Origin of the sequence: Comamonas sp. MYb69 (genome assembly GCF_037479315.1) — a bacterium.
GTDB lineage: Bacteria > Pseudomonadota > Gammaproteobacteria > Burkholderiales > Burkholderiaceae_C > Comamonas.
The window spans coordinates 192823-217728 of record NZ_JBBGZG010000006.1 but is presented as its reverse complement, the minus strand read 5'-3'; the positions used below and the strand labels follow the sequence as shown (position 1 = coordinate 217728).

25 protein-coding genes and 2 tRNA genes are annotated in these 24906 nt (G+C 64.2%); 8 read left to right on the top strand and 19 right to left on the bottom strand.

Annotated features, from left to right (window positions below):
• From WH303_RS10825 to WH303_RS10795, 7 genes are all read right to left on the bottom strand, one after another.
• Complete coding sequence (locus WH303_RS10825) at positions 1-1341, bottom strand: tetratricopeptide repeat protein (RefSeq protein ID WP_339518412.1); 1341 nt, start codon at positions 1339-1341, stop codon at positions 1-3.
• Positions 1342-1358: 17 nt separating this feature from the next.
• Positions 1359-2765 (bottom strand): amidase, encoded by a 1407-nt coding sequence (locus tag WH303_RS10820; RefSeq protein ID WP_339518411.1) that lies wholly within the window; start codon positions 2763-2765, stop codon positions 1359-1361.
• A gap of 107 nt (positions 2766-2872) precedes the next feature.
• The gene (locus WH303_RS10815; protein WP_182343431.1) at positions 2873-4363 is read right to left on the bottom strand and encodes an ABC transporter substrate-binding protein; all 1491 of its coding nucleotides are present in this window, start codon (positions 4361-4363) and stop codon (positions 2873-2875) included.
• Between the two features lie 95 nt (positions 4364-4458).
• Positions 4459-5310 (bottom strand): ATP-binding cassette domain-containing protein, encoded by an 852-nt coding sequence (locus tag WH303_RS10810; RefSeq protein ID WP_339518410.1) that lies wholly within the window; start codon positions 5308-5310, stop codon positions 4459-4461.
• Positions 5307-6332, bottom strand: a complete 1026-nt coding sequence (locus WH303_RS10805; RefSeq protein ID WP_339518408.1) for an ABC transporter ATP-binding protein — start codon at positions 6330-6332, stop codon at positions 5307-5309. The genes WH303_RS10810 and WH303_RS10805 overlap by 4 nt, the downstream gene beginning before the upstream one ends.
• A 9-nt stretch (positions 6333-6341) precedes the next feature.
• Positions 6342-7253: an ABC transporter permease gene (locus tag WH303_RS10800; RefSeq protein ID WP_339518406.1), complete on the bottom strand. Its 912-nt coding sequence runs from the start codon at positions 7251-7253 to the stop codon at positions 6342-6344.
• 7 nt (positions 7254-7260) lie between these two features.
• On the bottom strand, positions 7261-8223 hold the full coding sequence (locus WH303_RS10795) for an ABC transporter permease (protein WP_021025012.1): 963 nt from the start codon (positions 8221-8223) through the stop codon (positions 7261-7263).
• Positions 8224-8423: 200 nt separating this feature from the next.
• On the opposite strand from WH303_RS10795, the gene WH303_RS10790 reads away from it, so the two are divergent.
• Positions 8424-8681 carry a YfhL family 4Fe-4S dicluster ferredoxin gene (locus WH303_RS10790; protein WP_021025013.1) on the top strand — a complete coding sequence of 86 codons (258 nt, stop codon included), beginning with the start codon at positions 8424-8426 and terminating at the stop codon, positions 8679-8681.
• A 43-nt stretch (positions 8682-8724) separates the two neighbouring features.
• On the opposite strand, the gene pth is transcribed toward WH303_RS10790, so the two are convergent.
• The 7 genes from pth to WH303_RS10755 all read right to left on the bottom strand — a co-directional run bounded on the left by pth (position 8725) and on the right by WH303_RS10755 (position 14456).
• Positions 8725-9333 (bottom strand): aminoacyl-tRNA hydrolase, encoded by a 609-nt coding sequence (gene pth, locus WH303_RS10785; protein ID WP_339518405.1) that lies wholly within the window; start codon positions 9331-9333, stop codon positions 8725-8727.
• Positions 9334-9438: 105 nt separating this feature from the next.
• The gene (locus WH303_RS10780; protein ID WP_339518404.1) at positions 9439-10029 is read right to left on the bottom strand and encodes a 50S ribosomal protein L25/general stress protein Ctc; all 591 of its coding nucleotides are present in this window, start codon (positions 10027-10029) and stop codon (positions 9439-9441) included.
• Positions 10030-10158: 129 nt separating this feature from the next.
• Positions 10159-11124 carry a ribose-phosphate pyrophosphokinase gene (locus tag WH303_RS10775; RefSeq protein WP_021025016.1) on the bottom strand — a complete coding sequence of 322 codons (966 nt, stop codon included), beginning with the start codon at positions 11122-11124 and terminating at the stop codon, positions 10159-10161.
• A gap of 56 nt (positions 11125-11180) precedes the next feature.
• Positions 11181-11257: transfer RNA gene (locus WH303_RS10770), tRNA-Gln, on the bottom strand.
• 40 nt (positions 11258-11297) lie between these two features.
• Complete coding sequence (gene ispE, locus WH303_RS10765; protein ID WP_339518403.1) at positions 11298-12155, bottom strand: 4-(cytidine 5'-diphospho)-2-C-methyl-D-erythritol kinase; 858 nt, start codon at positions 12153-12155, stop codon at positions 11298-11300.
• Between the two features lie 22 nt (positions 12156-12177).
• Positions 12178-12684, bottom strand: a complete 507-nt coding sequence (locus WH303_RS10760; RefSeq protein ID WP_312988828.1) for an outer membrane lipoprotein LolB — start codon at positions 12682-12684, stop codon at positions 12178-12180.
• Positions 12681-14456, bottom strand: a complete 1776-nt coding sequence (locus WH303_RS10755; RefSeq protein WP_339518401.1) for a tetratricopeptide repeat protein — start codon at positions 14454-14456, stop codon at positions 12681-12683. The genes WH303_RS10760 and WH303_RS10755 overlap by 4 nt, the downstream gene beginning before the upstream one ends.
• A 45-nt stretch (positions 14457-14501) precedes the next feature.
• On the opposite strand from WH303_RS10755, the gene mutM reads away from it, so the two are divergent.
• From mutM to WH303_RS10740, 3 genes are all read left to right on the top strand, one after another.
• A complete protein-coding gene (mutM, locus tag WH303_RS10750) occupies positions 14502-15314 on the top strand; it encodes a bifunctional DNA-formamidopyrimidine glycosylase/DNA-(apurinic or apyrimidinic site) lyase (RefSeq protein ID WP_339518399.1) in 813 nt (270 codons plus the stop codon).
• A gap of 67 nt (positions 15315-15381) precedes the next feature.
• Complete coding sequence (gene mutY, locus WH303_RS10745; protein WP_339518476.1) at positions 15382-16422, top strand: A/G-specific adenine glycosylase; 1041 nt, start codon at positions 15382-15384, stop codon at positions 16420-16422.
• A gap of 107 nt (positions 16423-16529) precedes the next feature.
• Entirely contained in the window at positions 16530-16766 is a 237-nt protein-coding gene (locus tag WH303_RS10740; RefSeq protein ID WP_312988825.1) for a DUF2789 domain-containing protein, read from the top strand.
• A gap of 12 nt (positions 16767-16778) precedes the next feature.
• On the opposite strand, the gene rapZ is transcribed toward WH303_RS10740, so the two are convergent.
• Genes rapZ through WH303_RS10725 form a run of 3 tightly spaced genes read right to left on the bottom strand, consistent with a single transcriptional unit; the run spans position 16779 to position 20219 of the window.
• Positions 16779-17672, bottom strand: coding sequence for an RNase adapter RapZ (rapZ, locus tag WH303_RS10735; protein ID WP_021025023.1), 894 nt, complete (start codon positions 17670-17672; stop codon positions 16779-16781).
• Positions 17662-19320, bottom strand: a complete 1659-nt coding sequence (recN, locus tag WH303_RS10730; protein ID WP_339518394.1) for a DNA repair protein RecN — start codon at positions 19318-19320, stop codon at positions 17662-17664. Before recN ends, rapZ begins: the two co-directional genes overlap by 11 nt.
• Positions 19317-20219: an NAD kinase gene (locus WH303_RS10725; protein ID WP_021025025.1), complete on the bottom strand. Its 903-nt coding sequence runs from the start codon at positions 20217-20219 to the stop codon at positions 19317-19319. The genes recN and WH303_RS10725 overlap by 4 nt, the downstream gene beginning before the upstream one ends.
• A gap of 300 nt (positions 20220-20519) precedes the next feature.
• On the opposite strand from WH303_RS10725, the gene hrcA reads away from it, so the two are divergent.
• The gene (gene hrcA / locus WH303_RS10720; RefSeq protein WP_260720237.1) at positions 20520-21521 is read left to right on the top strand and encodes a heat-inducible transcriptional repressor HrcA; all 1002 of its coding nucleotides are present in this window, start codon (positions 20520-20522) and stop codon (positions 21519-21521) included.
• A gap of 52 nt (positions 21522-21573) precedes the next feature.
• Positions 21574-21650: transfer RNA gene (locus WH303_RS10715), tRNA-Ile, on the top strand.
• 21 nt (positions 21651-21671) lie between these two features.
• Here the strand turns inward: WH303_RS10715 and WH303_RS10710 are convergent.
• Positions 21672-21875: a hypothetical protein gene (locus WH303_RS10710; protein ID WP_339518391.1), complete on the bottom strand. Its 204-nt coding sequence runs from the start codon at positions 21873-21875 to the stop codon at positions 21672-21674.
• Between the two features lies 1 nt (position 21876).
• Here WH303_RS10710 and WH303_RS10705 point away from each other — a divergent pair, with 1 nt between their 5' ends.
• Complete coding sequence (locus tag WH303_RS10705) at positions 21877-22359, top strand: GreA/GreB family elongation factor (protein WP_339518475.1); 483 nt, start codon at positions 21877-21879, stop codon at positions 22357-22359.
• Here WH303_RS10705 and WH303_RS10700 read toward each other — a convergent pair.
• A complete protein-coding gene (locus WH303_RS10700) occupies positions 22356-23153 on the bottom strand; it encodes a hypothetical protein (protein WP_339518390.1) in 798 nt (265 codons plus the stop codon). The two genes, WH303_RS10705 and WH303_RS10700, sit on opposite strands and share 4 nt — an antisense overlap.
• Before the next feature lie 651 nt (positions 23154-23804).
• On the opposite strand from WH303_RS10700, the gene WH303_RS10695 reads away from it, so the two are divergent.
• On the top strand, positions 23805-24848 hold the full coding sequence (locus WH303_RS10695) for an NAD(P)-dependent alcohol dehydrogenase (RefSeq protein ID WP_021025031.1): 1044 nt from the start codon (positions 23805-23807) through the stop codon (positions 24846-24848).
• Positions 24849-24906 lie beyond the last annotated feature (58 nt).

Genomic DNA, 24906 nt, shown 5'->3' with positions numbered 1-24906 from the left:
TCAAGCCGCCAGGGAGGGTGGCAAGCCCAGGCCCTGGTAAATGCGCCGCATCTGCGCGGCCAGCCGTTTGGATTGGGGCTGCTGGTTGTACCAGGGCTGCACCAGGTTTTGCAAGGCCGTCCATTGGCCGCTGTGCCGCAGGGCGCTCCAGTAGAGCTGGCTGAACAGGTCGCGCTGGGCATGGCTGCCGCCGACCTCGACCAGGCGCGCAATCAAGGGCCCCAGCTGCTGGGCGGCCTGGCCGTACTGGCCTTGGGCATGGGCCAGCAGGCCGCGCGCGGCGGGCAGGCAGACATCCTGCCAGGCCGTGCGCAGGCGGGGCTGCACTTGCGCATTGGCATGGCCCTGCATGCTGGCCAGCAGCTGCTGCGCGGCCTGCCATTGCCCGGCGCGTGCCAGGCCGTAGAGGTACTGCAGGTCCAGAAACGGCAGCACATGGTCATGCTGGCGCTGCAGCAGATAGGGGCTGAGCTGCTGCCAGCGCTGGCCGACATCGACGCCTTCGAGCTCCAGCCGCGCCAGCAGTGAGATGGAGCCGATCTGGTCCTGCGAATAGGCCGGCACCACGCCCCAGACCTGGCTGTCATGCAGCTGCAGGGCCTCGTCGTGGCGCGCATCCTCCATCAGGAACAGCGCCAGGTGCCACCAGTTGTGCGTCTGCATGAAGGAGTTGAGCCCCGTCCAGCTGCTGCTCGCGTTTTGCATAAAGGCCAGGCCCTCGTCCACGCGGCCTTGGGTCAGCAGTACATGGGCCAGCGCATGGTGGGCCCAGGGCTCCTTGAAGCGCAGCTGCAGCGCATGGCGCGCCGCGTGCTCGGCCTGGCCCAGCAGATGGCATTGCTCATAGGCAAAGGCCAGCATGCCGTGGAAGTAGGGGATATCGGCGCAGTGCGGCTGGGCCGCCAGCGCCATGCGCAGCATGGCCGGGGAATCGCCCAGGTTGAAGGCATGGTAGTGCGCGAGCTTGAGCGCGGCCAGATCGCGCGGGTAGTGGTGGACCAGTGCTTCGAGCCTTTGCGCGGCCAAGGGCGTGTCGCCATCGGCCCAGGCCTCGATGGCGGCCAGCCACTGCGTCTCGCGGTCATGGGCCTGCGCCAGCTGGGTGCGGGCGCGCTGCAAAAAGGGCCGCGCCTGCTGGGCGGCCTGGGCATCTTCGGCAAACAGATGGAGCGCGGCGCACCAGGTTTGCACCAGTGGGCTGGGGTCCTGCGCTGCGATGTCCAGGATGCGCAGCACGCGCATCTCGCAGGCGGCAAAGCCTTCGGCAAAATCGTTCAGGTAGGGCAGGGCGGCCGCATCGCTGCTGACCGGGTTGCCATACAGGTCCTGCTGCGTGCCCATGCGCTGCGCTCCTTGGCTCAGGCCTGGGGCGGCTGGGGCCAGGGCTTTTGCGGGCCACGGATCTGCTCGAAAGCCCGCGACAGCTGCAGCACGCCCAGGTCGTCAAAACGTGCGCCGGCAATCTGCAGGCCAATGGGCAGGCCAGCGGCGGTGTAGCCGCAGTTGATGGACGCAGCCGGCTGCTCCGACATGTTGTAGGGCACGGTAAAGCCGATGTGCTCCAGCGGGCGCAAGGGGTCGTTGGTGGGCGATGCCCATTCGGCATTAAAGGCAGCGTGTGGCGCTACCGGCGAGATCACAAAGTCAAAGGCGCTGCAGGCTTTGACGGTGGCCAGGCGCACCTGGTGGAACTGCTGGCTGGCCTGGAAGACCGCGCTGCCGCTCATGCCCTCGGCGCTCTCGGCCCAGGCGCGGATATAGGGCAGCACCTTGTCGCGCTGCGCGCTGCTGAGCGCCTGCAGATCGCTCAGCGAGCGCATGCGCCAGAAGCGGTCCATGCCGTCCAGCATCGCAGGCGTCATGAAGGGCTGCATCGGCGTGATCTGCGCGCCAGCGGCTTCCAGCAGCGCAGCGGCCTGCTCGATGGCCGCGCGCACCTCGGGCTGCAGCGGCAGGCCGCAGCCGGCATCGAGCAAGAGGCCAATGCGCTTGCCCCGGATAAAGTCCGCGCCGGTGCTGGCCACCGTGCTCCAGGCGATGTCCTGCGGCGGCAGGCTCATCGTGTCGCGCGCATCGGGGGCCGACAGCACCTGCATCATCAGTGCCGAGTCATCCACGCTGCGGGTCATCGGGCCTGCGGCGCGGCCTTGGTAGGGCGGGTCGATGGGGATGCGGCCCAGGCTGGGCTTGAGGCTGTAGATACCGCACCAGCTGGCCGGCAGGCGCAAGGAGCCGCCGATGTCGGTGCCGATGTGCAGCGGCCCGTAGCCTGCGGCGGCTGCGGCACCGCCACCTGCACTGGAGCCGCCCGGGCCCTTGCTCAGGTCCCAGGGGTTGCGCGCCAGCGGGTGAAAGCTCGACAGCCCCGATGACAGCATGCCGTAGTCGGGCATCGTGGTCTTGCTGAAGCAGATGGCATGGGCCTCGCGCAGGCGGGCTGCGGGCGGTGCATCGGCGGCTGCGGGCACCAGCGTGACGGCGGCTGTGCCGGCGGGCAGGGGGTCGCCCTGGGTGGCAATGTTTTCCTTGATCGTCACCGGCAGGCCATCGAGCAGGCCGGCAGGCGCGCCCTTGTGCCAGCGCGCCTCGCTGGCCCGTGCCTGGGCCAGTGCCTCTTCCGGCCGGTAGAGGTAGGTGGCGCAGAGGTGCGGCTCCCACTGCGCGACATGGTCGATGACGGATTGCATGACATCGACAGGGGAGAGTTCTTGCTTTTGGTAGGCGGCCAGCAGCGCTGTGGCGGGCCAATCGTGCAACGCGGTCATATCGGGCAGAAGTCGTGTAAAGAGTAGGGGAACAAAATAAAAAACGCCCATCTCGGCAGGCCGTAGATGGGCGGTGTGCTGGTTTGAAGCCTAGCGCAAGACCGGGTTCAAGCCCAGTACATGGATGACAGGTCGTTGATGAAGATCGGCATGTCCTTCCAGAGACCTCGCACGTTCTTGGCGGCAATGGTCACCCACTGCGGCTGGTACAGGTAGACGTTGGCGGCATCTTCGGCCAGCAGGCGTTGGGCCTCGCCCAGCAGGCGCGAGCGGTCAGCAGGACGGGCTTCGAGCTTGATCTGTTCGAACAGCTTGTTGAACTTCTCGGACTTGTAGCCCCAGTAGTAATCGGGACGGGTGTAGTTCTCCAGGTCGAAAGGCTCGACATGCGAGATCAGCGACAGGTCGTAGTTCTTGTTGGTGTAGGTGCCCGAGAGCCACTGCGCCCATTCCACGTTCTGCAGCTTGACCTCGACACCGATCTTGGCCAGCTGCGCGGCAATGATCTCGCCGCCCTGGCGCGCATACGGCGTGGGGGGCAGGGTCATGCTCAGGCTCAGCGGCGTCTTCACGCCGGCCTCGGCCAACAGCTTCTTGGCCTTTTCCACATCAAAGGGATTGATGCCGGTGGTGTCCACATAGCCATAGGCGCCGGGCACATAGTGGCTGCCGATGGGCACGCCCAGGCCTTCGGCCGCGCCGGCGATGACGGCCTTGCGGTCGATGGCCGCGGACAGCGCACGGCGCACACGCACATCGTCGAGCGGCTTGCGGCGCTCATTGATGGCGACGATGGTCTTGGCGCGCGAGCCGGAGATGACCACCTGGTAGCGCGGGTTGGTCTTGAACTGGTCGATGCCACGGGCCGAGACGCGCGGGAAGATGTCCACATCACCGGCCAGCAAGGCGGCGACTTGCGCAGCCGCATCCGAGATGAAGCGGAAGGTGGCGCGGCGGATGCGGATGCTGCCGGGGTTGCGGTACTGCGGCCAGGCCTCCAAGGTGATGGACGCGCCCTTGCTCCAGTTGCCCAGCTTGTAGGGGCCGGTGCCGATGGGCTTGGTGGCGTTGCTGTCGGCGCTCTTGGGCTCGACGATGATCGAGGTGGCCTGGCCCAGCACAAACAGCAGGTCCGGGTCGATTTCCTTGTTCAGGATCACCACCGTGTGCTCGTCCACCACCTGGGCCGTCAGGTTGGCGAAGGTGCGCTTGTCCTTGTTGGTGCTTTTCTCGCCGGCTGCGCGGTCAAAGGAGAACTTCACGCTGTTGGCGTTGAAGGGCTCGCCGTTGTGAAAAGTCACCCCCTTGCGCAGCTTGAAGGTGTAGCTCTTGAGATCGGGCGAGACTTCCCAGCTTTCGGCCAGCAGCGGTGAGACACTGCCGTCCGAGTTGATCTTGGTCAGCGTCTCGTAGAGGTTGTAGTGCGTGATCTCGGCAATCGACGAGGCGGCGCCAGCGGTGGGGTCGAGCCCTGGCGGCTCCAGGGTCATGCCCAGCACAACGGTGTCTTTCTTGGCCTGTGCCTGGGCGATGCCAGGCAGCCACAGCGGCAGCGGTGCCAGGGTGCCTGCGGCAAGCAGGTGTCTACGGTTCAGCATCCGGGTACTCCTTGGATAGGGTTTTATTCAATTTATGGGGGAAAGCTGTGGAGTGGCGACGCCCTGGCCGGGCGCGCCGAGAAGCTCAAACACGGTTATACAGGACTTGCGCCAATCCCTGCTGGCATGCGGTGTCGCCGCGGTCTGACCTGGGGCACGGCCTGCACCAGTTTTTGCGTATAGGGATGCTGGGCATGCTGGAACAGCTCGCTGGGCGCGCCGCGCTCGACGATCTCACCCTGGTACAGCACCACCACGGCATCGCAGAGGTGGTTGATGACGGCCAGGTCGTGGCTGATGAGCAGGTAGGTGATGCCGTGCTCGCGCTGCAGGTCCTGCATCAGGTTGAGCACCTGGGCCTGCACCGACACATCCAGCGCGCTGACCGGCTCGTCGGCGATGATCAGCCGGGGCTTGGTGATCAGCGCACGGGCGATGGCGATGCGCTGGCGCTGGCCGCCGGAGAACTCATGCGGGTACTTGTCCACATCCTGTGCGCGCAGGCCCACCTGCTGCAGCACCTGGCTGGCGCGCTCACGCTGCTCGGCCCGCGAGGCGGTGTTTTGCGCCTGCAGCGGCTCGCTGACGATGCGCTCGACGGTCTGGCGCGGGTCGAGCGAGCCATAAGGGTCCTGGAAGACCATCTGGAAATCCTTGCGCGCGCGCTGCAGCGCGGCCGCTTCCATGCGGTGCAGGTCCTGGCCTTCCAGCAACACCTGGCCGGAGGTCGGCTGGTCCAGCGCCATCACCAGGCGCGCCAAGGTGGACTTGCCCGAGCCCGACTCGCCGACGATGCCCAGGCTCTGGCCGGCATGCAGCTCAAAGCTCACGCCCTTGAGGGCCTGCACCGTTGGGGGCGCGGAAAACAGCTTTTCGCGGGGCAGGGTGTAGGTGCGCACCAGGTCGCGCACCTGCAGCAAGGGGGTGTCGTGGGGGGCTGCCGTCATGCGGGGGTCTCGTCAGGGGTCTCGGTGGCGATGGCGTAGGCCTCGGGGCGCAGGCAGTGCACCTGGTGCGTCTCCTGCGGATGGGTCGATGGCAGCGCCACGCTGGGCGGCCTTTGCACAAAGCAGGGGGCCTGGGTAAAGCTGCAGCGCCCGGCAAAGGTGCAGCCTGCGGGCAGGTCCACCAGCTCGGGCACCGAGCCGGCAATGGTGTGCAGGCGCTGGGGCTGACCCTGGATGCGCGGCTGCATGCTGGGGCGCGCGGCCAGCAGGCCCCGGGTGTAGGGGTGGGCCATGTGCTCGAACACGGCCTCGGTGCTGCCCGATTCGACGACGGTGCCGCCATACATCACGACCATCTTGTCTACGTTCTGCGAGATCACGCCCAGGTCGTGCGAGATCAGCAGCAAGGCCATCTGGCGCTCCTGCACCAGCCCATTGATCAGGTCCAGGATCTGCTGCTGGATGGTGACGTCCAGCGCCGTCGTGGGCTCGTCGGCGATCAGCAGATCCGGGCCACAGGCCAGCGCCATCGCAATCGTGATGCGCTGGCGCTGCCCGCCCGAGAACTGGTGTGGGTAGGCGTCAAAGCGCTGCGCCGGCTGGGCGATGCCGACGCGGTCGAGCAGCGCAATCGCCTCTTCACGGGCCTGGCGCGCGCTCCAGCCCTTGTGCAGGCGCAGCGGTTCGCTGATCTGGCGGCCAATGGTGTGCACCGGGTTGAGGGCCGTCATCGGCTCCTGGAAGATCATCGCAATGCGGTTGCCGCGCACGCTGCGCCACCAGTGGTCGGGCTGCTGCACCAGGCTTTGGCCATCCAGCGTAGCGCTGCCGTTGACCTGGGCCGATTCGGGCAGCAGGCCCATCAAGGCCATGGCCGTGATGGACTTGCCGCAGCCCGACTCGCCAATCAGGCCCAGGGCCTGGCCGCGCTCGATCTGGAAGCTGACATCGCGCACGGCGCGGGCGGGGCCCCGGTGGGTTTGCAGCACGATTTCCAGGTGCTGTACATCGATCAATGCCATGGCGACTCCTTAGCGCTTGCGGGCCAGACGCGGGTCAAGCAGGTCGCGCAGACCGTCGCCCAGCAGGTTGAGGCCCAGCACCGACAAGGCAATCGCCACGCCTGGGAAGACGGCCAGCAGCGGCGCCTGGAACATCAAGGTCTGTGCCTCGCTCAGCATGCGGCCCCAGGACGGCTGCGGCGGCTGCGTGCCCAGGCCCAGGTAGGACAGTGCGGCCTCGGCCAGGATCGCAATCGCAAAGCGGATGGTGCTCTGCACGATCAAGGTGGCCGAGATATTGGGCAGCACATGCTGCCAGGTGATGGCCCAGGCGCCCTTGCCGCAGGCGCGCGCGGCGGTGACGTATTCGCGCCCCCAGATGGTGTTGGCCGAGCCGCGGGCGATGCGGGCGAACATCGGTATGTTGTAGATGCCGATGGCCACGATGGCATTGATGATGCCCGGGCCGAACACGGCCGTCAGCATGATGGCCGAGAGAATGGCGGGGAATGCCAGCGAGAAATCGGCCAGGCGCATGATGGCCTCTTCGACCCAGCCGCGTTTGGCAGCGGCCAGCAGGCCCAGCGCCGTGCCAACCACCACGCCGATGCCCACGGCAATGACGCCCACCAAAATGGAAGCGCGCGCGCCCAGCAGCAGTTGTGAGGCGACATCGCGCCCATAGGCATCGGTGCCCAGCCAGTGGGCGAGCGATGGCCCTTGCAGCTTGGCCTCCATGTTCATCTCGAAGGCCGAGTGCGGCGTCCAGACATAGGACAGGCCAGCGGCGAGCAGGAGCAGGGCCGTGAGCACCAGGCCAATCATGAAGCTGGGGTTGCGCAGCGCGCGGCGCCACAGCGTGTTGCGGGATGCCGTGTGGCCAGGCGCTGGGCTGGCAGCGGGCGTGGGCAGGATGGGGGCGACGGAGGTAGGCGGTTGCATGGCGTGCTCAGATATCGCTGGCTTTGGTGCGGGGGTCGATCCAGGCATAGAGCAGGTCCACCACGAAATTGACGATCACCACCATGGCGGCCAGCAGCATCACGCAGTTACGCACCACCATCAGGTCCCGGTTGGCAATGGCCTGAAAGATCAGCCGGCCCATGCCGGGCAGGTAGAACACGTTCTCGACCACGATCGTGCCGGCCATCAGCTCGGCAAACTGCAGCCCCATCACGGTGACGACGGGCACCAGTGCATTGCGCAGCACATGGCCGTAGAGCGCTGCGCGTTGCGACAGGCCCTTGGCCCGGGCGGTGCGCACAAAGTCTTCACGCAGCACTTCGAGCACCGAGGACCGCGTGATGCGCGCCAGAATGGCCGCCTGCACCACGGCCAGCGACAGCGCCGGCAGCATCAGCGATTTGAGCGCCGCCCAGGGCGAGCCGCCCGAGGCCTCGGTCCAGCCCGGAAAACCGCCGGCCGAGAACCATTTGAGGTGCACCGAAAACAGCAGGATCAGCAAGATGGCGAACCAGAAATTGGGGATGGCAATGCCCAGCTGCGCCATGCCCATGACGCTGACATCGCCGAGCTTGTTGTGGCGGCTGGCGGCATAGATGCCGGCGGCCAGTGCCACCACGGTGGTGATGGCCATCGCCATCAAGGCCAGCGGCAAGGTGAGTGCCATGCGCTCGGCAATCAGTTCGATGACCGGGGTGCCGTAGCTGTAGCTGTTGCCCAGGTCCAGGTGCACGAGGCCCGAGATCCAGTGCACATAGCGCTCCCAGGCGGGCTGGTTGAGCCCGAGCTGTTCGGCCAGCTCAGCGACTGCTTCGGGCGCGGCATCGGGCCCCATCAGCATCTGGGCGGCGTTGCCGGGCAGGATCTCCAGAACGAGGAAGACGACAATCGAGGTGCCCAACAAGGTGAGCAGCAAGGTGAGTGTGCGCTTGAGAATGAAAAGACCCATGGGTAGCCGTCGTGGTTAGGAAAGGCGCGCAGACCTGCTGGTGCTTGTTGTATTTTTTCGCAGCGGCAAGCATAACGCGAACAATTCCGACACACCATACATGCTTACTCGCAGTGCCACGAGTATGGCTAAGGAGGTCGCGGGATAATGTCGCTCATGTCACACTTCTTCCCCCGTGCTGGAATCTTGGAGACGCATCCATGGCCTTGATGATTACCGATGAGTGCATCAACTGCGATGTCTGTGAGCCCGAGTGCCCCAACGATGCCATCTCGATGGGGGAGGACTACTACGAGATCGATCCGCACCGCTGCACCGAATGCGTGGGCCACTTCGATGAGCCCCAGTGCGTGCAGATCTGCCCGGTCGCCTGCATTCCGGTGCACCCCGATTTTCAGGAAGACAAGCCTACCTTGATGCAGCGCTATGTGCGCCTGCAGGCCGACAAGGGCCTGTGACTGCGGGGTGATCGGGTGGTGATGGGCCGGTAGCCCGGCGCGCTCAGAGGGCCTCTGGGCGCGGCGGCTTGGGCCGCTGGGGCTTGGTGGTGTGGATCTTGAGCGTGGCCTTTTCCATGTCGCCGGCCAGCAGCTCGCGCGATGCCTGCAGCGCATGGATGATGCTGTCCTCGATCAGCTTGCGCTGGTCGGGTGCGGGCTTGCGCAGCACCCAGTTGGGTACCTCCTGCTTGTCCCCGGGGTGGCCGATGCCGATGCGCAGGCGCCAGTAATCGGACGATCCCAGCTGCGCATGGATATCGCGCAGGCCATTGTGGCCGCCGTGACCTCCGCCGCGCTTGAGCTTGACCTGGCCGGGCGGCAGATCGAGCTCATCGTGCACCACCAAAATCTCTTCGGGCTTGATCTTGAAAAAACGTGCAAGGGCGCCGACCGACTTGCCCGACAGATTCATGAAGGTCTGGGGCTCGAGCAGCCAGACCGACTCGCCCTGCACCGAAGTACGTGCGACCAGGCCATAGTAATTGCGGTCGGGCACCAGCTGCAGGCGCAAGTCCTGGGCCAGCGCATCAATCCACCAGAAGCCGGCGTTGTGGCGCGTGCCTTCGTATTCAGGGCCGGGGTTGCCGAGGCCAACAAACAGCTTGATCATGGGCGGATGGAATGGGGTGGTGGGAAGAATGAAAAAAGGCTGCATTGACCAGCAATGCAGCCTCTGGCTTGCAGACGCCAGGGGCGTCAGCAGCTTGCTGTGCGATTAAGCAGCAGGCGCTTCGCCTTCTGCAGGTTCAACAGCGGCAGGAGCGGCCACGGACACCAGCGCAGGGTTGGTTTGTGCAGCCAGCTTCACGCCCTTGGGCAGAGCGATGTCCTTCAGGTGGATGGTCGAGCCCTTTTCCAGCTTGCTCAGGTCCACCGCGATGAATTCGGGCAGGTCCTTGGGCATGCAGATCACTTGGATTTCGGTCACAACCGGGGTCACCAGGTACTTGTCGATCTTCACTGCTGGGGATTCTTCAGCACCGCTGAAGTGCACTGGCACCTTCATGGTCAGCGCGGTGTTGGCATCGACGCGTTGGAAGTCGATGTGCAGCACCAGCTGCTTGTAGGGGTGGTATTGCACGTCGCGCAACAGCACTTGGCTCTTGGCGCCGTCCAGGTCCAGTTCCAGCACGGATGCGTGGAAGGCTTCCTTCTTGAGGGCGTACCACAGGCTGTTGTGGTCCACTTCGATCAACTGAGGCTCAGCAGCAGCACCGTAGATGATGCCAGGCGTACGGCCAGAATTACGCAGGCGGCGGCTCGCACCCGTACCTTGCTTAGCGCGCGCAAAAGCGACAACGTTCATTTTATTACTCCAATGTGGGATGAACCGCGACCAGTTCACCCGGTTAAAAAGGCCGCTACAAATTGCAGCGGCCAGCGAAAACTATCTATTTTAGCAGAAAGCAGAAAAAGGGCCTTGCGGGCCCTTTGATCAGTCGGCTTCCTGGAACAGGCTCATCACCGATTCGCCGGTGGCGATGCGGTGGATGGTCTCACCGATCAGCGGTGCCACCGACAACTGGCGGATCTTGCTGCAGTTGCGTGCTTCGGCCGACAGCGGGATGGTGTTGGTCACCACGACTTCGTCCAGCGCCGCGCCGTTGCCGATACGCTCGATGGCCGGGCCCGAGAAAATGGGGTGCGTGCAATAGGCGTAGACCTTCTTGGCGCCACGTTCCTTCAGCACTTCCGCCGCCTTCACCAAGGTGCCTGCGGTGTCGATCATGTCGTCCATGATCACGCAGTTGCGGCCGTCGATGTCACCGATCACATGCATGACTTCGGAGACATTGGCCTTGGGGCGACGCTTGTCGATGATGGCCAGATCGCAATGGAGTTGCTTGGCCAGTGCGCGTGCACGCACCACACCGCCAACGTCCGGCGACACAACGATCAGGTCTTCGTAGTTCTTCTGGCGCAGATCGCCCAGCAGCACAGGCGATGCATAGATGTTGTCCACCGGAATATCGAAGAAGCCCTGGATCTGGTCGGCGTGCAGGTCCATGGTCAGCACGCGGCTCACGCCAGCGGCTTGCAGCATGTTGGCCACCACCTTGGCCGTGATAGGCACGCGGGTCGAGCGAACACGGCGGTCCTGGCGGGCGTAGCCGAAATAGGGGATCACCGCGCAGATATGCTCAGCCGATGCACGCTTCAGGGCGTCGACCATCACCAGCAGTTCCATCAGATGGTCGTTGGTGGGCGCGCAGGTAGGTTGCACCACGAACACATCGCGGGTACGGACGTTTTGCTTGATCTCGACGGTGACTTCACCGTCAGAGAAACGGCCTACGTCGGCGTTACCCAAAGAGGTATGGAGGTGTTGTGCAATTTCAGAGGCAAGTTCGCGGTTGGCGTTGCCAGTGAAAACCATGAAGTCTGGATGATGGTCTTGCATAGCGTCCCAGTGGGTATGGGTTAGCTGTGTGCGTTGCTTGTACGCGGTAAGAAATATGGCAGGGGAAGAAGGATTCGAACCTTCGCATGCCGGAATCAAAATCCGGTGCCTTAACCAGCTTGGCGACTCCCCTACAAGAATTGGTGCTAAGCATCACCAATCCTTTGAAACTTTCAGTCTTGGGTCCAGCCTCTGAGAGGATGTTCCATCAGACTTGTGCAATCTTTCACTGTCCAGTCTTGTGAAAAACTGCTCTGGCAGCTATTAGCTTGCATTTTCTTCACTGCGAAAACTGCGCTACCTGAGCCCGTCATTCTAGCATGTAATCCTTGTGATTTCAAAAAGTCAGAAACTTTTTTTATCGAAGGGCACAGGCTTTCTGCGACCGGCTGCAAGTCGTTTCGACCGAAGTCAAAGTTCTCTGCAGCGAAGCTCGTCATTGTAGCAGCTTCTGAATCGCGTTTTAGGCTCGGACTTGAAAAAATAAGTTTCGTATCCAGACCCTCTTGCGGCTTCACAACTACCAGCGCGGTGTCTGCTAGTTGCTGCTCGTTTTCGAGTGGACGTATTATGTCACCGATTCCTTCGACCCAAGCCGATTTTCCAAAAATAAAAAACGGAACATCGGCGCCCAGCGTCAAGCCGATGCGCTGCAGTTCGCTGCGCGAGAGCTTCAAATCCCAGAGCTGGTTCAGGGCCAGCAAGGTGCTAGCTGCATCGGAGGAACCGCCGCCCATGCCCGCCTGGGCCGGCAGGTTTTTATGCACGCCGATGTGCACGCCCTGCTTGCAGCCGGTGGCCTGCTGCAAGGCCCGCGCGGCGCGGGTGATCAGGTCATCGGCGGGCAGCGGGGTGTTCAGGTCTTCGCGGCTGATCTGGCCGCCGCTGCGCAGCTCAAAGTGCAGCGTGTCGGCCCAGTCGATGAGCATGAAGACCGACTGCAGCAGATGGTAGCCATCGGCGCGTCTGCCGGTGATGTGCAGGAAGAGGTTGAGCTTGGCAGGCGCGGGAACGTCGTACAGCGTACGCATGGATCAGGGTCTCACAAAAAAATCATGGCGCATCGAGCACGATGCGCAGGCTGGCTTCAGGCAGGGGATCGAGACGGCGGGCCAGAATCTTGCCTTCGCTGCGCGCCTCCAGATCGGCCTGCCAGCCGGCCGCCTCCGTGGGCTTGCCCTGCAGCCAGTCAAACAGCGCAGCAATCGGCAAGCTGGTGCCCAGCAAGGTCTGCGTCAACCCATCGAGCGAGCTGGCCTGGCGGGTTTGCGTGCCTTGCTGCGCGCTCGCCTGGCCGGGTGACCATTGCACGCGCGCCACGATATTGCCCAGCGGGTTGAGCAGTACCAGCTCGCCCGAGTCGGGGCTGCCCGACAGCTCAAAGCTGCCGCTGGTGGTTTGCGGGGGGCTGTCCAGCACCTGCACCGACATGCGGCCCGACCAGTAGGTCTTGCCGGGTGCGGCCTCCAGCTGGCGCGCTGCCGTGCTGCAGGCCGAGAGGAGGGGGAGCAAGCCGGTGCCGATGGCAGCCAGGCAGAGCTGCCTGCGCTGCAGCATCATGGCTTGATTCCCAGGCGCTCGAAGGTCTTCTTGACCATGTCGTTGTTGGGCGCGGTCTTCAGAACCGTGCGCAGCAGCTCTTCGGCAGGCCGTGTCTTGCCCTGTTTCCACCAGACTTCGGCCAGGTGGGCGCCAATCTCGGCATCGGGCTGCTTGGTGTAGGCCTGCTCCAGCAGCTCGGCGGCGCGCTCGAGGTTGCCCAGCTTGAACTCGACCCAGCCGAGGCTGTCGGTGATGAAGGGGTCACCGGGCGACATGCTCAGCGCCTTTTCGATCAGGCTCTTGGCCTCATCGAGCTTGAGGCCGCGATCGGCCAGCGAGTAGCCCAGCGCGTTATAGGCATGGTGAAAATCGGGCTGCAGCTCGATCAGCCGGCGCAGCTGGGTCTCGGCCAGTTCCATGTTGTTCATGCGCTCGGCCAGCATGGCCTGCTCGTACAGCGCATCCGGGTCTTGCGGCTGCAGCGCGACCAGGCGCCCTTGCAGCTCCAGCGCCTTGGCATAGTTCTTGGCGGTCTTTTGCAGCTGCACCTGCGCGGCCAGCTTGGCGCGCGCCTCGCCGGCGTTGCCTTCGGGCAACTGATCCAGCAAGACCGCGGCAGCATCGTAGTTGCCTTGCTGCATCTGGATGGAGGCCTTGCGCAAGGTGGCCAGCGCGGTGTTGCCAGCCTTGGCGATCTCATCGGCCCAGCGGTCGGCTTCGGCCCATTTCTGCTGGGCCTCGGCCATCTGCTCGCGCAGCATCAGGCTTTGGATGCGCACTTCGCGCTGCAGCACGGCCGAGGGGAATTTGTCGATCAGGGTATCGAGCTTGAGCAGGGAGACATCGGCCTCGGTGTACTGCTTGAGCTGGGCTTCCAGCGCGGCCTTTAGCATCCAGGCGTCGGCAGATTCGGGGCTCAGGCGCGTGGCGTTTTCCAGCTGGGTTTTGGCCTCGGCAAAGCGCTCAGCGTTCATCAGGCTGCGCGCATAGGCCAGGTGGGCTTCACCGCTCTTGGACTTGTCCAAAAAGTCCACCACCAGCGCCTCCGCCCCGGGCACGCCGGCGTTGACCAGGTCCGCAGCCAGCTTGGCTGCACTTTCGTTGTCGGGGTTGAGTTGCAGCGACCGGCGGGCGGACGCGAGCGCCTCGGTCTTCTGGTCGGCGGCCAGCTCCATGCGGCCAATGGCGGCCCAGGATTCGGGGCCGGTGGCGGGATTTTCCAGCTCGGGGGTCAGCGCCTCGCGCACAATGCGGGCGGCCAGCACCTGGTCGCTCAGGCGCCGGTAGATGCTGGGGATGGCGCGGATCCAGTCGAGCTTTTCATCGGGCTTGGCCAGCGCGATCTCTTGCTTGAGCAGAGGGCCGGTTTCCTCGCCATGGTTGGTCGAGAGCATCACCTGCAGCATGTAGCGGCTGGCTGCGCGCGATTGCGGAAAGGCGCTTTTCCAGGCCTGGGCCACCTCGGTGGCACGGCTGGCAGAGCGCGACAGCAGCGCCAGCTGCGCGCTGCGCTGGTAGACCTTTTCGTCACCCGAGCGGCGGGCGGCATCGAGCAGCAACTCCACGCTGGTGGCCGCATCACCGCGGTAGGCATACATTTCGCCCAAAAGCAGCTCGTAAAAAAGCTCCGCATCCAGCTCGACTCTGGCATCATCGGCGCGCTCGGCCGCCGCCAAGGCCAGTTGCCGCTGGGCAGCGCCATGCTGCGGTGCTTGGGCAGGCGCTGCAAACGCGGGTGCCATCAGGCCGGAGGCCAGAAAATAAGCCAGTAAACGAAGTTTTTGCGTCATCGGCCCATAATAAACGATGCCCAAGGGCCTTGCAGAAGGAAGAAAGTGCCAGAGTTACCAGAAGTGGAAGTCACGCGGCGGGGATTGGTTGCGCCGCTGCAAGGCGCGCGCATTGCCGCCGTGCGCATGGGCAAGCCTTTGCGCTGGCCGCTGGGCATCGACACCGCCGCGCTGGCCGGGCGCACCATCACCGAGGTGCAGCGCCGGGGCAAATACATCGTGCTCGTGCTGGACCAGGGCGTGGTGCTGATCCACCTGGGCATGTCCGGCAGCCTGCAGGTCAGCCCCAGGGATGCGCCCGCCGGCCCGCATGACCATTTCGACCTGTTCACCGACCAGCATCTGCTGCGCCTGCATGACCCGCGCCGTTTTGGTGCGGTGGTCTGGTCGCCCGATGCCGATTCCGGCATGGCCGCCAAGCTGTTGGCCAACCTGGGCGTGGAGCCCCTGGGTGCCGGCTTCAGCGTGGAGCACCTCTGGGCCGGGCTGCAAAAATCGCGCACGCCGATCAAGCAGCTGCTGCTGGGCGGCCAGGTGGTCGTGGGTGTGGGCAATATCTACGCCAGCGAGGTGCTGTTCCTGGCCGGCATCTCGCCGACCAAACCGGCCAACCAGACCACGCGGCCCCAGGCGAAACGCCTGCATGCCGCGATTGTGGAGGTGCTGACCCGCTCGATTGCGCTGGGCGGCAGCACCTTGCGCGATTTTGTCCAGGTCAATGGCTATGCCGGTGCCTTCCAGGCGCAGGCCAGCGTCTATGGCCGGGCCGGAGAGCCCTGCCCGCAATGCGGCCAGCCGGTGCAGCTCATCAAGCAAGGGCAGCGCAGCACCTATTACTGCAAGCGCTGCCAGAAATAAACGCGGGCCTGGCAGGCCGCCCCAGAGCGGCCAGGCCCACCGATAACTACTCCCCCCGAGAACAGCGATTGTGAGTCGATTTTCTGAACAGATCGTGGCCTGGCAGACAGTCCACGGAAGACACCATCTGCCGTGGCAGAACACCCAGGATGCCTACCGCGTCTGGCTGTCCGAGATCATGCTGCAGCAAACCCAGGTCAGCACCGTGCTGGGCTACTACGAGCGCTTTTTGCAGCGCTGCCCCACGGTGGCCGACCTGGCAGCGGCCAGCGATGAAGAGGTGATGGCGCTGTGGAGCGGCCTGGGCTACTACAGCCGCGCGCGCAACCTGCACCGCTGCGCCAAAGAGGTGATGGAGCGCTTTGGCGGCGCGTTTCCGCACACGGTCGACGAGCTCTCGTCCTTGCCCGGCATTGGCCGCTCGACTGCCGGCGCGATTGCCTCGTTCTGCTTTGCGCAGCGCGCTGCCATTCTGGACGCCAACGTCAAACGGGTGCTCACACGCGTGCTGGGCTTTGAGGACGACCTGGCCAGCAGCGCCGCTGAGAAAAAGCTCTGGGCGCTGGCCGAAGATCTGCTGCCCACCAACGACCTGGCGCGCAATATGCCGCGCTACACCCAAGGCATGATGGACATGGGCGCCACCATCTGCACCGCCAAGAAGCCCAGCTGCCTGCTGTGCCCGGTGCACGGCGATTGCGTGGCCCACCGCCAAGGCCAGCCCGAGCGCTATCCCGTCAAGACCAAGAAATTGAAGCGCAGCGCCGCTAGCTGGTGGCTGCTGTGCTGGCAGCGGCCCGATGGCGCCATCTGGCTGGAAAAGCGCCCCGCGCCCGGCATCTGGGCCGGCCTGTTCTGCCTGCCGGTCTACGACAGTGAAGAGGCGCTGCTTGCGCAGTCGGCACAGCACGGTGATGCCTCGGAGGCGGTGCATGCCCGGCCTTTTCTGCATGTGCTCACGCACAAGGATCTGCATCTGCACCCGGTGCGGATACCCGTTGCCAGCGATGGTGTGCCCACGCCCTCGGGCCAGTGGTGCCTGCCTGCGCAATGGCCCGATCTGGGACTGCCCGCGCCGATTCGCAGCCTGCTGCAGCGCGGGTTTTGAGGCGGGCTCGGCTGCCGGCACTGGCGTCCTTTACCGGGCTTGTCCTGCAAAGGGCGCCGCTGCCCGGTGCTTAGACTGCAGCCATCTTCTTGTTTTGAAAGTACGCCATGGAACCCACTGTCCACCCCTTCTCGTCGCTGTTCCAGCAACTGGGCCTGCCCGATGATGATGCCTCGATCCGCCAGTTCATCGAATCGCACCGCCCGCTGCCCGACAAGGTGCTGCTGGCAGATGCGGCATTCTGGTCGCCAGCGCAAGCGCGTTTCCTGCGCGAGAGCATCAGCGCCGATGCCGATTGGGCCACGGTAGTTGACCAGCTCAGCGTCGCCTTGCGCGCCGAGTAAGCAGCGCGGGCATCAGCTTTTTTTGGCGCCCAGCTCGCGGTGGCGCTGCAAGGTGGTCCAGCGGCCTTGAAAGTGCTGGGCCAGCGCATTGACCAGGTAGACCGAGCGGTGCTGGCCGCCGGTGCAGCCCACCGACACGGTGGCGTAGCTGCGGTGGTTCTTCACCAGTTCGGGCAGCCAGTTGTCCAGAAAACGGATGATATCGGCCTGCATCTGCAGCACCTTGGGCTGCTGCGCCAGGAAGTTGGCAACCGGTGCTTCCAGCCCGGTGTGGGGCCGCAACTCGGGCTCGTAGTAGGGGTTGGGCAGCATGCGCACATCGAACATGTAGTCGCTGTCGATGGGGATGCCATGCTTGAAACCAAAGGACTGGAACAGCAAGGTCAGGCTCGATTGCGGTGCCTGGATCCACTCCTTGATATAGGCCTGCAGCTGGGAGCCGCGCATATTGCTGGTGTCGATCACATGGGCCTGCTCGCGCAGATCGGACAGCAGCGCACGCTCCTCTTCAATCATCTGCACCAGCGCACGCGGGCCTTCCTGCAGCTTTTCGTTGGTCAGCGGGTGGCGCCTGCGGGTTTCGGAGAAGCGGCGCATCAGCGTGTCGCGCTGCGCATCCATGTAGATCAGCCGTACCTGCGCGCCCGCTTCGCGCAGCCGCTCGAGTTGCTCGGGCACCAGGTACAGGCCCTTGGCGCTGCGCGCATCCATTGCAATGGCCACGCGGCTGCCGTGCTGCCAGTGCTCCAGCGACACCAGCGCCTGCATCAGCTCGGGCGGAAAGTTGTCCACACAGTAGTAGCCCACGTCTTCGAGCGCATGCAGTGCCACGGACTTGCCCGAGCCGGCCATGCCGGTGATGACCACCACTTCCAGCGGCTGCGGGGCAGATGTCTTATCGGTCATTCATTCCTCCGGCAATCATCTCTTGGGCATGCGCCCGGCTGGTGGCCGAGAGGTTTTCGCCGCCCAGCATGCGGGCAATTTCATTGACCCGCTCGTCATCGGCCACGGTACGGATATGGCTGGTGCTGCCGCCCTTGCTGCGCTGCTTGGCCACCAGCAGGTGGTGGTCGCCGCGCGCAGCCACCTGGGCCAGGTGGGTGACGGCCAGCACCTGGCGGTCACGGCCCAGCGCCCGCATCACACGGCCCACCGCATCGGCCACCGCGCCACCAATGCCCGAATCGATCTCGTCAAAAATCAGGGTGGGCGCCTGGCCGAGCTGGCTGGTCGATATTGCAATGGCCAGCGAGATGCGCGAGAGCTCGCCGCCCGAGGCTACCTTGGCAATCGGCTTGGGATCGATGCCGGGGTGGCCGGCGACCAGCAGTTCCACATCGTCGATGCCATCGCTGCGCGGCTCGCGTGCGGGGCTGACCTGGGCGACAAAACGGCCGCCGGCCATGCCCAGGTCCTGCATCGCAGCGGTGATGGCCTTGGACAGGCGCTTGGCCGCCTGCTGGCGCGCCTGGCTCAGCGTAGCGGCCACTTTTTGGTAGGCCTCCTGTGCCTGCTGGGCGTTCTTGCTGAGTTGCACCATGTCGGAGGAGGCTTCGAGCGCCAGCAGCTCGGCATGCCAGCCCTGCAGCAGCGCGGGCAGGTCTTCGGGCGCACGCTTGTAGCGCCGCGCCAGCGATATCCAGCTGCCCAGGCGCTGGTCCAGCTGTTCGAGCTTGTCCGGGTCCAGCTCGGCATGGCGCAGGTAGCCGTTGAGCGAGCGTATCACATCCTCGAGCTGGGCCAGGCACGACTCCAGCGATTCGGCCATCGCCGAAAAACCCGGCTCCACATGGGCCTGGTCCTGCAGCGCATGCAGGCTGCGGTTGACCTGGGTGAGCGCGCCGCCGTCTTCGCCTTCCAGGCTGGCCATCGCGTTGTTGGCCGCGTCCATCAAAGCCTGGGCATTGGACAGGCGCCCATGCTGGGTGTTGAGCTCTTCCCATTCCTGCGGGCCGGGCGCGAGCTTGTCGATTTCGGCGATCTGCCAGAGCAGGCGTTCGCGCTCGCGCTGGTGGGTTTCTTCCATGCTGCGCGCTTGCTGCAAGGCCTTGTCGGCACTGCGCCACAGCGCATAGGCGCGTTGCGTGGGGGTGCTGTCGCCACCGGCATAGGCATCGAGCAGCTGGCGCACCGATTCGGGCTGGGTCAGCCCCTGCCAGGCATGCTGGCCATGGATATCGACCAGCGCGCCGGCAATGCTGCGCAGCTGCGTGGCGGTGGCGGGCACGCCATTGATCCAGAACTTGCTCTTGCCCTGCGCATCGATCACGCGGCGCAGCAGCAAGGTTTCCTCACCCGGCATGTCGTTGTCGGCCAGAAAGCCTTCGAGCGTGGCGGGCGTATCGAACTCGGCCATCAGCTCGGCGCGGCTCGCGCCCTGGCGCACAAAGCCGGTGTCGGCGCGGTGGCCGAGCACCAGCTGCAAGGCATCGATCAGGATCGATTTGCCGGCACCTGTCTCGCCCGTCAGCGCCGTGAAGCCGGGCTGGAAATCCACCTCCAGCTGCTCGACGATGACGAAATCACGCAAGCCAATGCGTCTGAGGCTCATGGCGTGATGCCTCCTTCGTTCCAGCCCAGCTTTTTGCGCAGGGTGGCGTAGTAGTTCCAGCCCCGGGGGTGCAGAAAGCGCGCCTTGTGCGGCGCGCTGCGCACCAAAATCTTGTCACCGCGCAGGATGGAGGCGAGCGACTGCATGTCGAAATTGGCGGCCACATCGCGCCCGCCAATCACCTCGATCGAAATCTCCTGCGTGTCCGGAATCACGCTGGGCCGGTTGGACAGCATATGCGGCGCAATCGGTGCCATCACCCAGCAGGGCACCGTCGGGTGCACGATGGGGCCGCCGACCGACAGCGCATAGGCCGTCGAGCCGGTCGGGGTGGCAATGATCAAGCCGTCCGCGCGCTGGTTGGCCACCAGCTGGCCATCGACCTCGACCCGCAGCTCGACCATGCCCGAGGTTCCGCCCCGGTTCACCACCACATCGTTGAAGGCCAGGGCCTCGAAGACGCATTGGCCTTCGCGCATCACGCGGGCATGGATCATCGAGCGCACTTCTTCTTCGTACTCGCCAGCCAGAATCGCCGACAGCGGGCCCATGAAGGTCTGCAGCGGCACATCGGTCACAAAGCCGAGGCGCCCCTGGTTGATACCGACCAGCGGCGTGTTGTACTGGGCCAGCTCGCGCCCCACGCCCAGCATGGTGCCATCACCGCCCAGCACAATGACCAGGTCGCAGCGTTCACCGATCTGCTGCATGCTGAGCGTCGGGTAGTGTTCCATGCCGGTGAAGGCGGCGGTTTCCTGCTCCAGGAATGCAGTGCCGCCCTGGGCCTCGATATAGCAGGCGATCTGGCTGAAAGCCGCATAGGACTGCTGGCGCACCTCGGCAGTGGGCGGTGCATGGTGTTTGCCGATCAGGGCAATGTGTTGGAAGCGAGACTGCATACGCAAATTACATCACCAAAGTGGCGTAATCTTTTTGAATTTCTTGAGCAGCCCCAGGTGGCGGCTGCCGCCTGCCCTGCAAAGGCGGGCCGCGCCGGTGGCCGGGGCTGGGCCTGGAGCTGCGCTGGCGCCTGCAGGCAGGCACGCGGGGCAGCTACGGCTTCATTGTTGCATGGGCGCCATAAGTCGGGTGCGTGGTAGCCATCTCTGGGGTCCGGCTGCTGGCTGGCGTGCTCCGGGTATCCCTGGTTCTGGCCCGAACGCGCCTGCTGGTGCCAAGGACACGGATAAAATGCGCCCATGCTCGATGACCGCGCCCGGCTGCTGCTCAAAACCTTGGTGGAACGCTATATAGCGGATGGCCACCCAGTGGGCTCCCGCGCGCTCACGCAGGCGCCGGGGCTGGACTTTTCGCCGGCCACGATCCGCAATGTGATGGCCGACCTCGAAGGCCTGGGCCTGATTGCCAGCCCCTACACCTCCGCCGGCCGCATCCCCACGGCCAAGGGCTACCGCCTGTTTGTAGACACCATGCTGACCGTAGACCCGGACCAGGTCGTGTCGGCCGAGATTGCGCCCGAGCAGCCGCAAAAGGTCATCACCAGCGCTGCTGGCGTGCTGTCGGAGCTGTCGCAGTACGTAGGCGTGGTGCAGGCGCCGCGCAAAAGCTCGTCGTTCCGCCATATCGAGTTCTTGCGCCTGTCGGAAAAGCGCATCCTGCTGATCCTGGTCTCACCCGAGGGCGATGTGCAAAACCGGGTGATCTTTACCGAGTCGGACTATTCCCAAAGCCAGCTGATCGAGACGGCCAACTACCTCAACGCCCATTACGCCGGTTTGGCGATGGAGCAGGTGCGCCAGCTGCTGCGCAAGGAAGTGGACAGCCTGCGCGACGAGATCGCCGCACTGATGCTGGCGGCGGTGAATGTCGATGAAGACGCCCAGGAGGCGCCGCATGAGCTGGTGATTGCCGGCGAGCGCAACCTGCTGGCCGTCAGCGATTTCAGCAACGACATGACCAACCTGCGCCGGGCCTTTGACCTGTTCGAGCAAAAGACCCAGATCCTGCACCTGCTGGAGAACTCCAACCGCGCCGAAGGGGTGCAAATCTACATCGGTGGCGAGAGCCAGCTGCTGTCCGTCGAGGAGCTGTCGGTCGTCAGCACCCCCTACCAGGTCAATGGCAAAGTCGTCGGCACCTTGGGCGTCATCGGCCCCAAACGCATGCCCTACGAGAAGATGATCCAGATCGTTGGAATCACCTCCAAGCTCGTATCCAACGCGCTGAGCCATCCGAAATAAACGCTAGAATGCAAAGCTTCACTCGCCGGGCATCCCGGCAAGTGGTGGTGCCGGGGCGTTAGCTCAGTTGGTTAGAGCAGAGGACTCATAATCCTTTGGTCGCGGGTTCAAGTCCCTCACGCCCTACCAGATTCATTGGCTGCACAGCTATCATTTTTGATGCTGTGTGGCTTTTTTATTGGCGCTGGTGCGCGCGGCGTTTGCTGTATTGCCGAATGTACCCATGACAAAACGGTCATTCTGGGCTGCAGCAGCACCCTCTGCCCAGCGGCTCCCACAGCCCCTGAGTCTGGCAATGACCAACCCATGCCGGTTCATAATCATCCCCCAACTTGTTCCAGAGGCCTCTTTCATGGTGGATAAATCCTTGCTGCAGCAGCTGGTGCTGGAGCGGCTGGCCGATGACCTGCGGCAGGTCGAGCAGGCGGTGAGCGCTGCGCATGAGGCCGCGACCCACGAGGAGAATATTGCCGAGAACAAGTACGACACCTTGGGCCTGGAGGCGGCCTATCTGGCGACGGGCCAGGCGCGTCGCGCTGAGGCCATACGACAGGCGCTGGTCCATTGGCGGATTTTTTGCCCGCAGCCCTATAGCGCCGGCAGGGGCATACAGCTGGGCGCGCTGATTTGCCTGCTGGATGCGGACGAGAGACAGCAGCAGATCTTTCTCGGCCCTGAAGGGGGCAACATGAAGCTGGTCATTGGCACTGAGTCCATCCAGGTCATCAGCAGCCAAGCGCCCTTGGGCCAGGCGCTGCTGGGCAAGGCGGAGGGCGATGAGGTGACGCTGGAGGTGGCGCAGGTCAGGCAGCAGTTGGAGGTGCTGTGGGTTCGTTAAGCTGGCTGAACCCTGCGCCGCGTTTGCACCAGCACCATGGCCACCGCCACCAAGCTGGACAGCAGCACCGCCCCCCAGGCTCCCAGTGCGGGGACTGGGGTGGGTGTGCCCGGGTTGGCCGTCGGGCCGGCTGTCACCGCAAAGCTTTGCTGCTGCTGCGGGGCGGCGAAATAGGCGCCATTGCCTGCCTGGTTGGCATTGACCACACAGGTGCCCACGCTGAGAAAGCTCACCGTATTGCCCGTGACCGAACAAATCGCAGCCGCTGAGGGATCGATGGAAAAAACCACCGGCTCGCCCGATTCACCGCCAGTGGCTGCAATGTCGTAGCTGCCTCCCACAGGGGCAGGACTGGGCGGGGTGGAGCTGAAGGTGATGGACTGGGGCGTGGCGCCATCCGAGGAGCCGTTCAGGGTGATGGACTGGGTGCCAAGATTGTCGACTTCAAAACGGAAGGCATCTGTGACGGGGCCCGCAGCAGCCGGCGCAGTGAACGTAAAGCTGATCGTACAGGGCGTGAATTGCGGATAGGGGCCTGCAGCGCAGCTGCTGTCCACGACTGTAAAGGCGGAGTTTGCAGGCGGCGTGACGCTGCTGACATTCAGTATGAATGGCGTGGGGCCTTGGTACTCCACCGTAACGCTCTGCGCTGCCGATACGCTGCCCGCCGCCGTGTTGCTGAAGTTGATGCTGCCTGGCGTGAACAGCAGACCCTGTGCCTGCGCGGCCTGCAAGCCCAGCGCGGCAGCCACAGCGATCAGTGACTTAGTAATCCATGAAATGAATATTCTCATACCAACTCCAGATGATTGGAGTGGATGTTAGCACTCGCCTACTTTTTATGTCATCGGGTATAGCCTGACGGCGTCAGCAGCACCGGGCAACAGGAAAGCGCTGCACAAGGAGGCGCTGGACAGCGCATTAGCTGAGCAATAAACAAGACAGGGGAGAGGATCGCCATGCCGCGAGGGCCTATGCCTGTTTCCGGAACACAGACCTGGCAAGGTCCGCTGGAAGGACTTGGGCGGAGCGCGTCGCAAAGACGGCGAGAGCGCTTCAACGTGAAAAAAATGCCTGGCTACATGGAGAACCGCTGGCTAGCAAAAACGACCACTGGAGTAAAAACCCAGTAGGTCGCCCCACGATGAAACAAGGAACGGCGGCAATCGCTGAACCTTGGGGCCTATGATATTCGCAAATGAGAATTATTCTCATAAAACCATTTGATGAAAAGGGCGATCAGCGTTTGGCGGCAGCGCCAGCGGTTCGCAAGCCGTCGCCCGCCCCCAGCAGAACTGCCATACAAGGGGCGTAAGATGAACCTGCCTTCATGCGGGCATGGCTGCCCATGCCTCTGCATGGCGGCTGCACCCCGTGCATCAGTGGCTGGCGTGGCCTAGCCTGCGCCATGCGCTGACCTCCACGAACGGAATAGGACCTTCATCATGACCGTCAAAGCCTATGGCGCCCACGCGGGTGACCAACCCCTGCAAGCCCTGAACATCGAGCGCCGCACGCCCGGCGCCCAGGACGTGCAGATCCGCATTGCCTATTGCGGCGTCTGCCACTCGGACATCCACCAGGTGCGCTCCGAATGGGCGGGCACGCTCTACCCCTGTGTGCCCGGGCATGAGATTGTCGGCGAGGTGGCGGCAGTTGGCTCCGAGGTGAGCGATTTCAAGCCCGGGGATCTGGTAGGCGTGGGCTGTATTGTGGACAGCTGCCAGCACTGCGTGGACTGCGGCATGGGGCTGGAGAACTACTGCAACCACATGGTGGGCACCTACAACGGGCCCACGGCCGATGCGCCGGGCCATACCTTGGGTGGTTATGCGCAAAGCATCGTCGTGCACCAGCGCTATGTGCTGCGCGTCAGCCACCCACCGGCCCAGCTGGCTGCCGTGGCGCCGCTGCTCTGCGCCGGCATCACCACCTACTCGCCACTGCGCCACTGGCGCGTGGGGCCGGGCCACAAGGTCGGGGTGGTGGGCATTGGCGGCCTGGGCCATATGGGCATCAAGCTGGCGCATGCCATGGGCGCGCATGTGGTGGCCTTTACCACCTCCGAATCCAAACGCGATGCCGCCAAGGCGCTGGGTGCTGCCGAGGTGGTGGTCTCGCGAAATGCCGATGAGATGGCCGCCCATGCCCAGAGCCTGGACTTTATCTTGAACACCGTGGCCGCCCCGCATGACCTGGACCCGTTCTTCAACCTGCTCAAGCGCGATGGCACGATGACCCTGGTCGGTGCGCCTTCTACCCCGCACCCATCGCCCGGTGTGTTTGGACTGATCATGAAGCGGCGCAGCCTGGCCGGATCGCTGATCGGCGGTATCCCCGAGACGCAGGAGATGCTCGATTTCTGCGCCGAGCACGGCATTGTGGCGGACATCGAGCTGATCCAGGCCGAGCACATCAACGAGGCCTATGAGCGCATGCTGCGCGGCGATGTGGCCTACCGCTTTGTGATCGACAACGCCAGCATCTGATGCCTTGAGTGCCTGACGCTCCAAATGCAGTGCATGCCCTGGGCAAGCACTGCATTTT

What these genes read in the sequence shown, in the direction of transcription:
- pth (WP_339518405.1), bottom strand. Translation starts at nt 9,333, where the DNA reads ATGATCAAGCTGTTTGTTGGCCTCGGCAACCCCGGCCCTGAATACGAA.
- WH303_RS10810 (WP_339518410.1), bottom strand. Translation starts at nt 5,310, where the DNA reads ATGACGGCAGCCCCCCACGACACCCCCTTGCTGCAGGTGCGCGACCTG.
- WH303_RS10800 (WP_339518406.1), bottom strand. Translation starts at nt 7,253, where the DNA reads ATGCAACCGCCTACCTCCGTCGCCCCCATCCTGCCCACGCCCGCTGCC.
- WH303_RS10815 (WP_182343431.1), bottom strand. Translation starts at nt 4,363, where the DNA reads ATGCTGAACCGTAGACACCTGCTTGCCGCAGGCACCCTGGCACCGCTG.
- WH303_RS10790 (WP_021025013.1), top strand. Translation starts at nt 8,424, where the DNA reads ATGGCCTTGATGATTACCGATGAGTGCATCAACTGCGATGTCTGTGAG.
- recN (WP_339518394.1), bottom strand. Translation starts at nt 19,320, where the DNA reads ATGAGCCTCAGACGCATTGGCTTGCGTGATTTCGTCATCGTCGAGCAG.
- WH303_RS10805 (WP_339518408.1), bottom strand. Translation starts at nt 6,332, where the DNA reads ATGGCATTGATCGATGTACAGCACCTGGAAATCGTGCTGCAAACCCAC.
- ispE (WP_339518403.1), bottom strand. Translation starts at nt 12,155, where the DNA reads ATGCGTACGCTGTACGACGTTCCCGCGCCTGCCAAGCTCAACCTCTTC.
- WH303_RS10780 (WP_339518404.1), bottom strand. Translation starts at nt 10,029, where the DNA reads ATGAACGTTGTCGCTTTTGCGCGCGCTAAGCAAGGTACGGGTGCGAGC.
- WH303_RS10710 (WP_339518391.1), bottom strand. Translation starts at nt 21,875, where the DNA reads ATGAAAGAGGCCTCTGGAACAAGTTGGGGGATGATTATGAACCGGCAT.
- hrcA (WP_260720237.1), top strand. Translation starts at nt 20,520, where the DNA reads ATGCTCGATGACCGCGCCCGGCTGCTGCTCAAAACCTTGGTGGAACGC.
- WH303_RS10820 (WP_339518411.1), bottom strand. Translation starts at nt 2,765, where the DNA reads ATGACCGCGTTGCACGATTGGCCCGCCACAGCGCTGCTGGCCGCCTAC.
- WH303_RS10775 (WP_021025016.1), bottom strand. Translation starts at nt 11,124, where the DNA reads ATGCAAGACCATCATCCAGACTTCATGGTTTTCACTGGCAACGCCAAC.
- WH303_RS10695 (WP_021025031.1), top strand. Translation starts at nt 23,805, where the DNA reads ATGACCGTCAAAGCCTATGGCGCCCACGCGGGTGACCAACCCCTGCAA.
- WH303_RS10700 (WP_339518390.1), bottom strand. Translation starts at nt 23,153, where the DNA reads ATGAGAATATTCATTTCATGGATTACTAAGTCACTGATCGCTGTGGCT.
- WH303_RS10755 (WP_339518401.1), bottom strand. Translation starts at nt 14,456, where the DNA reads ATGACGCAAAAACTTCGTTTACTGGCTTATTTTCTGGCCTCCGGCCTG.
- WH303_RS10825 (WP_339518412.1), bottom strand. Translation starts at nt 1,341, where the DNA reads ATGGGCACGCAGCAGGACCTGTATGGCAACCCGGTCAGCAGCGATGCG.
- WH303_RS10795 (WP_021025012.1), bottom strand. Translation starts at nt 8,223, where the DNA reads ATGGGTCTTTTCATTCTCAAGCGCACACTCACCTTGCTGCTCACCTTG.
- WH303_RS10760 (WP_312988828.1), bottom strand. Translation starts at nt 12,684, where the DNA reads ATGATGCTGCAGCGCAGGCAGCTCTGCCTGGCTGCCATCGGCACCGGC.
- WH303_RS10725 (WP_021025025.1), bottom strand. Translation starts at nt 20,219, where the DNA reads ATGCAGTCTCGCTTCCAACACATTGCCCTGATCGGCAAACACCATGCA.
- rapZ (WP_021025023.1), bottom strand. Translation starts at nt 17,672, where the DNA reads ATGACCGATAAGACATCTGCCCCGCAGCCGCTGGAAGTGGTGGTCATC.
- WH303_RS10740 (WP_312988825.1), top strand. Translation starts at nt 16,530, where the DNA reads ATGGAACCCACTGTCCACCCCTTCTCGTCGCTGTTCCAGCAACTGGGC.